7 protein-coding genes are annotated in these 7,279 nt (G+C 66.6%); 2 read left to right on the top strand and 5 right to left on the bottom strand.

Going from position 1 to position 7,279, the window contains the following annotated elements; all coding sequences use genetic code 11:
- Both EOA38_RS22650 and EOA38_RS22645 read left to right on the top strand, forming a co-directional pair.
- Positions 1–1,070, top strand: a 1,070-nt coding sequence (locus tag EOA38_RS22650) for an RNA polymerase sigma factor (RefSeq protein WP_145966031.1), incomplete at its 5' end; no start/stop codon positions are given.
- Between the two features lie 182 nt (positions 1,071–1,252).
- Positions 1,253–2,767, top strand: a complete 1,515-nt coding sequence (locus EOA38_RS22645; RefSeq protein ID WP_126092225.1) for an aldehyde dehydrogenase family protein — start codon at positions 1,253–1,255, stop codon at positions 2,765–2,767.
- A 14-nt stretch (positions 2,768–2,781) separates the two neighbouring features.
- On the opposite strand, the gene ugpC is transcribed toward EOA38_RS22645, so the two are convergent.
- From ugpC to EOA38_RS22620, 5 genes are all read right to left on the bottom strand, one after another.
- A complete protein-coding gene (gene ugpC, locus EOA38_RS22640) occupies positions 2,782–3,894 on the bottom strand; it encodes a sn-glycerol-3-phosphate ABC transporter ATP-binding protein UgpC (RefSeq protein ID WP_126092226.1) in 1,113 nt (370 codons plus the stop codon).
- Positions 3,881–4,819, bottom strand: a complete 939-nt coding sequence (locus tag EOA38_RS22635; protein ID WP_126092227.1) for a PfkB family carbohydrate kinase — start codon at positions 4,817–4,819, stop codon at positions 3,881–3,883. Before EOA38_RS22635 ends, ugpC begins: the two co-directional genes overlap by 14 nt.
- On the bottom strand, positions 4,819–5,835 hold the full coding sequence (locus EOA38_RS22630; RefSeq protein WP_126092228.1) for an SIS domain-containing protein: 1,017 nt from the start codon (positions 5,833–5,835) through the stop codon (positions 4,819–4,821). Before EOA38_RS22630 ends, EOA38_RS22635 begins: the two co-directional genes overlap by 1 nt.
- Positions 5,836–5,847: 12 nt before the next feature.
- Complete coding sequence (locus EOA38_RS22625) at positions 5,848–6,693, bottom strand: carbohydrate ABC transporter permease (protein WP_126092229.1); 846 nt, start codon at positions 6,691–6,693, stop codon at positions 5,848–5,850.
- The coding region (locus EOA38_RS22620; RefSeq protein WP_145966030.1) for a sugar ABC transporter permease at positions 6,693–7,279 on the bottom strand (587 nt) is incomplete at its 5' end. The genes EOA38_RS22620 and EOA38_RS22625, both read right to left, overlap by 1 nt.

Raw genomic sequence — 7,279 nt, 5'->3', positions numbered from 1 at the left:
GCATCGACGCGGTGCGCAAGCGCTCCAAGCAGGCGCCGCTGCCGGAAGAGGACCAGATCTCCGATCTCGATGACGCCGAAGGCGATATGGCCGAGCGGCTGGACGGCGCGCATTATCGCGACGACATCCTGCGGCTCTTGTTCATCTGTTGTCATCCGGACCTGCCGGCGACACAGCAGATCGCAGTGGCGCTGCGCATCGTCTCCGGCATCACCGTCAAACAGATCGCGCGCGCCTTTCTTGTCGGCGAAAGCGCCATGGAGCAGCGCATCACCCGTGCCAAGGCGCGCATCGCGGACGCCGGCGTGCCGTTCGAGACGCCAGGCGCGGTCGAGCGGTCGGAGCGTCTCGCGGCGGTCGCCGCCATGATCTACCTCATCTTCAACGAAGGTTACTCGACCAACAGCGGCGAGGCGCCGGCTCGCGCGCCACTGTGCGAGGAAGCGATCCGGCTTGCCCGGCTGCTGCTCAGGCTCTTTCAGACCGAGCCCGAGATCATGGGTCTGACGGCGCTGCTGCTTCTCCAGCATGCGCGCGCGCCGGCGCGCTTCGACGAGAATGGCGAGATCGTGCTGCTCGAGGATCAGGACAGGTCGCTGTGGAGCCGCAAGATGATCGACGAAGGCCTGGCCTTGGTGGACAAGGCGCTGCGCCATCGCAAGCCCGGCCCCTACCAGGTGCAGGCGGCGATCGCGGCGTTGCATGCGCGCGCGGCGACGCCCGAGGATACCGACTGGACCGAGATCGACCTGCTCTACGGCCTGCTCGAGCAGATGCAGCCCTCGCCGGTGGTGACGCTCAACCGCGCCGTCGCGGTGAGCAAGGTGAGCGGACCTGAAGCCGCGCTCGCCATGATCGAGCCGCTGGAAGACAGGCTGTCCGGCTATTTCCACTTCTTCGGCCTGAGGGGCGGACTGTTGATGCAGCTTGGCCGCAATGAGGAGGCGCGCGTGGCCTTCGACCGTGCGATCGCTTTAGCCAACACCGCCGCCGAGGCCGCTCACATCCGCATGCACATTGACAGGCTGATCAAGGAAAGCGCCGAAAAGCCGGTCCACAAAGCCCGCTGATCCCCCCTCCGGCGCCTGGCCCAATTTTGCGAGCCGGGCTTGGACCATGCCGGGGTGGCGGTTTTTCCCTGAAACGAGTAATGCCACGCCATCAAAGCGCCTGGACGTGCCGGAGGGCGCGCCAAGCATGGCGCAAGGCTTCGACGCTCGCCATATCCGGGCGGGATCTGAAAGGGACAAAAATGACGATAGCGAAGGAAACGGCCTCACTTCTGGAGAAACTTGGCGTCGCCAAGGACGCGCTTTCCGGCGGCGACCTCGTCGTGCGCAGCCCGGTGACGGGCGAGCAGATCGCGGCGCTGAAGACGATTTCTGCCGCCGATGCAAGCAAGGCCATCGACGCCGCGCACAAGGCCTTCCAGGCCTGGCGGCTGGTGCCTGGGCCGAAGCGGGGCGAATTGGTGCGCCTGCTTGGCGAGGAATTGCGCGCGCACAAGGCGGAACTCGGCCGGCTGGTGTCGATCGAGGTCGGCAAGATCCCGTCCGAGGGGCTCGGCGAGGTGCAGGAGATGATCGACATCTGCGATTTCGCCGTCGGCCTTTCGCGCCAGCTCTACGGCCTGACCATCGCCACCGAGCGGCCCGGTCACCGCATGATGGAAACCTGGCATCCGCTCGGTGTCGTCGGCGTCATTTCGGCCTTCAACTTCCCGGTCGCGGTATGGTCGTGGAACGCGGCGCTCGCGCTCGTCTGCGGCGACGCGGTGGTGTGGAAGCCGTCGGAAAAGACGCCGTTGACGGCGCTTGCCTGCGACGCGGTCTTCAAGCGTGCCGTGAAGCGCTTCGGCGCCGATGCCCCGGAAGGCCTGCTCCAGGTGCTGATCGGCGACCGCGCCGTCGGCGAGGTGCTGGTCGATCATCCCAAGGTGCCGCTCGTGTCTGCCACCGGCTCGACCCGTATGGGCCGCGAGGTCGGTCCGCGGCTGGCGAAGCGCTTCGCCCGCGCCGTGCTGGAGCTTGGCGGCAACAATGCCGGCATCGTCTGCCCGACCGCCGATCTCGACATGGCGCTGCGCGCCATTGCCTTCGGCGCCATGGGCACCGCCGGCCAGCGCTGCACGACTCTGCGGCGCCTGTTCGTGCATGAGAGCGTCTACGACGCGCTGCTGCCGCGCCTGAAGAAGGCCTATCAGAGCGTCTCGGTCGGCAATCCGCTGGAGACGTCGGCGCTGGTCGGACCGTTGATCGACAAGGCCGCCTTCGACAACATGCAGAAGGCGCTGAAGGAAGCCGAAGCACATGGCGGCAAGGTGACCGGCGGCACGCGGTTCGAGAACGGCCACCCCGACGCCTACTATGTGCATCCGGCGCTGGTCGAGATGCCGAAGCAGGTGTCACCTGTGACGGAAGAAACCTTCGCGCCGATCCTCTACGTGATGAAATATTCCGATTTCGACGAGGCGCTCGACCTGCACAATGCTGTGGGCGCCGGCCTGTCGTCCTCGATCTTCACCCGCGACCTGCAGGAATCGGAACGCTTCCTCGGCGTCGACGGATCGGATTGCGGCATTGCCAACGTCAATATAGGCACCTCCGGCGCCGAGATCGGCGGCGCATTCGGCGGCGAGAAGGAAACCGGCGGCGGCCGTGAGAGCGGCTCGGACGCCTGGAAGGCCTATATGCGCCGGGCCACCAACACGGTGAACTTCTCGAAGGCGCTGCCCTTGGCGCAGGGCGTGTCGTTCGACATCGACTGAGACATGCGAGCGGTTCAGCTTGGAGAAGCTGAACCGCTCGATACTGCTCCTCGGAAAGCCTTGCCTGTCGCTGGATCGAACAGGCGAAGCGCGTCTTCATCGAAGGCAAAGGCGCATGGCTGGCCCTTGGCAACGCGGCTCCGCGGCGGCAAGGTTGCCGTGAGCCTCTGCGCGCCGATCCGGGCTGTGGTGACCTGCTCGGGCCCGGTCAGCTCGACCACATCGATCTCGACGGGCAGCGACAATTCGGCGCCAGTGCCTGACCCGAGGCGGAGCGCTTCGGGCCTGATCCCGACAACGACTTTGGCGCCGTTCCGGGCCGCGCTCGCGTAACGGGGCGGCAACGCCAGTCGCGTGTCGGTGCCGGCTATGGCAAGCTTGCCATCCTCAACCACCGCTTCCAGCACGTTCATCGCAGGCGCGCCGACGAAGCCGGCGACATAGAGGGTCGCCGGCTGGTTGTAGATCTCCTCCGGCGTGCCGAGCTGTTCGATGCGGCCGTCGCGCATGACGGCGATGCGGCTCGCCAGCGTCATCGCCTCGATCTGGTCGTGCGTGACATAGACGACCGTGGTCCGCAGCATCTCGTGCAGGCGCTTGAGCTCGGTGCGCATCTCGAGACGCAGCTTGGCGTCGAGATTGGAGAGCGGCTCGTCGAACAGGAATACCTGCGGCTTGCGCACCAGCGCCCGGCCGATGGCGACGCGCTGGCGCTGGCCGCCGGAAAGCTGGCCGGGCTTGCGGTCGAGCAGGCTTTCGATCTGCAGGAGCTTGGCTGCCTCACGCACCGCCTTGTCGCGTTCGTCCGCGGGGACTTTTCGCATCTCCAGGCCGAAGCCGATGTTGCGGCTCACGGTCAGGTTTGGATAAAGCGCATAGGACTGGAAGACCATGGCGATGTCGCGGTTCTTGGGATGCACGCCGAGCACCGAGCGGCCGCCGATCAGCACGTCGCCACTGGTCGCCTCGGCGAGCCCGGCAATGATGTTGAGCAAGGTCGACTTGCCGCAGCCGGACGAGCCGAGCAACACCAGGAACTCGCCACTCTCAAGCGAGATGTCGATGCCTTTCAGGGTTTCGACGCTGCCGTAGCTCTTGCGGATATCGCGGATTTCAAGCGCGCTCATTGACGGCTTCCTCGAAAAGCATCGGCCCGCCATAGTCGCGGGGCAAGGTGGAGATGGCGCGTGAGGCCACCCGGATCGCGGCGGAAAGGCAGTTGGCCAGCGGCCGCTCCCGCGCCAGCGCGGCGAGGAAGGCGGCGTTGAAGACATCGCCGGCGCCGATCGTGTCGACGACTTTCACACGGGGCGCCGGGACTTCGATGAGTTGGCCGTCGGCGCCGATGGCGATCGCGCCGTCGGGCCCGCGCTTGACCACGACAGTCGCGCCCTTCCTCATTCCGTCGCGGATCTTGCGCGCGGCGTCCGCCGGACTTGCCAGCCCGGCCAGCGTCGTCGTCTCGACCTCGTTGAAGAGGGCCAACTCGCAGCGCGACAGCCAATCTCGGGTGGCGTTGCAGTTCTTCGCCGTCCAGCCGTCGATCGGCCAGCCGGTATCGAGCGCGACGGCGATATGATGCGCCTCCGCCCAGTCGAAAAAGGCGCCGTAGTCTCGGGTGAGGTCATCGGTCAGGAAGGAGCCGCAAATGAGCGCGTAGCCGCCGGAAAGCCGCTTGCCGTCGAGAACGGCAAGAACGTCGTCCAGGCTGAAGCGGGGCAGATGACCGCGTGTGGTGAAGAAAGTGCGTTCTCCGTCCGGGTGCGTCATGCCGACCGACAGCGTCGTGCCCTCCGGACGCACCGGCCATTTCTCGGCACGCGAGCCGAAAGCCTCGCGCAGCCAGCGACCGAACTGGTCGTCGCCGAGATTGGCGGCGATATCGAAATCGATGCCCAGCGCCTGCCAGGCTAGCGCTGTGTTGCCGGCCTGGCCGCCGACGCGCAGGTCGTCATGATCCACGACGGTCTCGGTTCCCGCCTTCGGCCATGGCGCGACCGGGCCGACGATCAGGTCGACATTGACGTTGCCGATCACCGCAAGCGGCCGCATCATTCGCTCCGCGTGATCTTGGTGGTGCGGACCGGCGTCCCGGCATTGTCGACACGGGCATCGGCGAAGGCGATCATCAGGCGCTGCGCCACCGGCAGCATGGCGAAGATCGCCGCCAGCCCGGACGCTGGTTTGAAAGCCAGCGTGACCGCGTCACCGACCGGCGGCTTGCCCGAGGCGTCGAAGATGATCAGCCGCGCGCCTGCCTCGACGACGGAAAGCGCCATCGCGGTGACGAGGTCGGATGTCGGATCCTCGCCGCGAAAGAGAATGACGCCGATTTTTGGACCGAGCATTTCCATCGGTCCGTGGCGAAGCTGGCCGCCTTCGAGCGAATAGCATGGCAGGCGCGACAGTTCGGTGAGGCCGAGCGCCAGCGCTTCGGCCAGCCCCTGCAGGCTGCGGCCGGAAGTGACGACGGTCGCCACCTCGTTCAGTGCCGCCAGCGCGGCGTCGATCGCGATAGCTTCCGGGGCTTCCAGCGCCGCAAGCGCTGGCGCGGGATCGTCCCCGAGCGCCGAGAGGATCGCCAGATGCAAGGCGAAGGTCACGGTCAGGCTGCGCGTCGCGGCGAAGGCAAGCTCGGTGCCGCCGGCGCCGACAAGGCAAGGAACCGTCCGGCCGAGGAAGGAGCCGGCTTCCAGCGTCAGGCCGAAGGTGTCGGCGCGCTGGCCAGGCTCAGAGAACCACCGCACCACCTCCGCGCTTTCTCCGGATTGCGAGGTGACGAGCACCGTCTTGCCGGCAAGCGGCAAGGGCTGGCCGAGCTGCTCGGACAGCGGCATCGCGATGGCATCGATGCTGTGCGCGCGATAAAGCGGCTCGACAGCGCGGGCAACCGCATGCGAGGCACCCATGCCGAGCAGGATCAGCCTGCCGTTCCGCCTGATCGAGGCCGCGACCTGGCCGGCGGCATCCTCGTTGTTCTTGAACGAGGCAAGCGCGTCCCCATGTTGGCGCGCCATCTCGCGGTCGATTGCGACAAGCCCTGCCGGTCGAGGTTTTTCCGCAGTCATCACTATCCTTTGTTATCCTTTCACACCGCCGCTGGTCAGGCCCGAGATCAGCGCGCGCTGCATGACGAGGCCGATCAGCACCGGCGGCAAGGCAGCGAGCACGCCGGCGGTGGCGATCAGCCCGTAGTCGGAAACGCGGCCGCCGGCGAGATCGGCGATGGCGACCGTCAAGGTCTTTGCCCGCTGGTCCGAAGTGAAGAGCAGGGCATAGAAGAACTCGTCCCAGGCCAGCAGCACGGCAAACAGCGCCGATGTCGCCACCACGGGCGCAGCCAGCGGCAAGGTCAGGATGCGCCAGGTCTGGAACAGCCCGGCGCCGTCGATCATGGCGGCGGCCTCGATCTCGCGCGGGATGGCATCGAAGCCCGATTTCATCAGCCAGGTGGTGAAGGGCGCCAGGATCGTCAGGTAGATCAGCGCCAGGCCGAAGACGTTGTTGAGCAGGCCGAGATAGGAGAGCCCCATATAGAGCGGCACGGAGAGCGCCACCGGCGGCAGCATATAGGTGGCGATCACCATGGACAGCGACCAGCCGACCGCAGGTGTGCGCGAAACTGCCCAGCCGGCCGGCACCGCAAGCAGGATGGCGGCGAGCGTCGCCATGCCCGCGACCTCGAGGCTGTTGCGCAGCGATGCGGTGAAGGCGGCGCCGGCGCTGTTTTCGACCGTCGACAAAAGTTGCGCGTAGCGGGAGAAGTCGGCGCTTTGCGGCCACCAGTGCAGCGGCTTGGCGGCGAGATCGGCCGCCGGCGAAATGCTCATGACGAAGAGCCAGACGAGCGGGGCCAGGATCACGGCGGCAAGCAGGATGGCGCAGGCGTAGATGAAAGCTGTGAAAAGCGGGGACTTGCGTTCCATCAGGCGGCGCTCCCCGCGGTGTTCCTGACCAGCGCCGCATAGGCGACGGCAAGCGTGGTGACGAGCAAGGTGACGATCAGCGCCAGCGAGGCGCCGGAGCCGGCACGCTGGAACGAGAAGGCCTCCTGGTAAACGAGGATCGACAGCGAGCGGGTGCTGTTGGCCGGCCCGCCGCGGGTCATCACCCAGATGATGTCGAAGACCTTGAAGGCTTCGATGGTGCGCAGCACAAGTGCCACCATCAGCGGGCCGGCAAGATAGGGCAGGATGACGAAGCGGAAGCGCGCGAAGGGACCGGCGCCGTCGACAAGTGCTGCGGCGTTGATGTCGCGCGGCACCGCCTGCAGGGCGGCGAGCGCAATGAGGGCCACCAGCGGAAAATTCTTCCAGCAATCGGCGACGATCAGCGCCGCGAGCGCCGTTCCGGGCTCGCCCAGCCAGGACCGGTAGCTGTCGATCAGATGCAGTTGCGTAAGGGCTGCGTTCAGCGCGCCATATTCGGGATTGTAGATCAGCCGCCAGAGCGTGGCGTTGACGACGGTCGGCAGCGCCCAGGGCAGGATCATCAGTCCACGCAGCACGGTGC

Origin of the sequence: Mesorhizobium sp. M1E.F.Ca.ET.041.01.1.1 (genome assembly GCF_003997355.1) — a bacterium.
In the GTDB taxonomy this organism is placed as follows: Bacteria; Pseudomonadota; Alphaproteobacteria; order Rhizobiales; family Rhizobiaceae; genus Mesorhizobium.
Note: the sequence above shows the minus strand (reverse complement) of the source record. Positions and strands in the feature narration are given on the sequence as shown.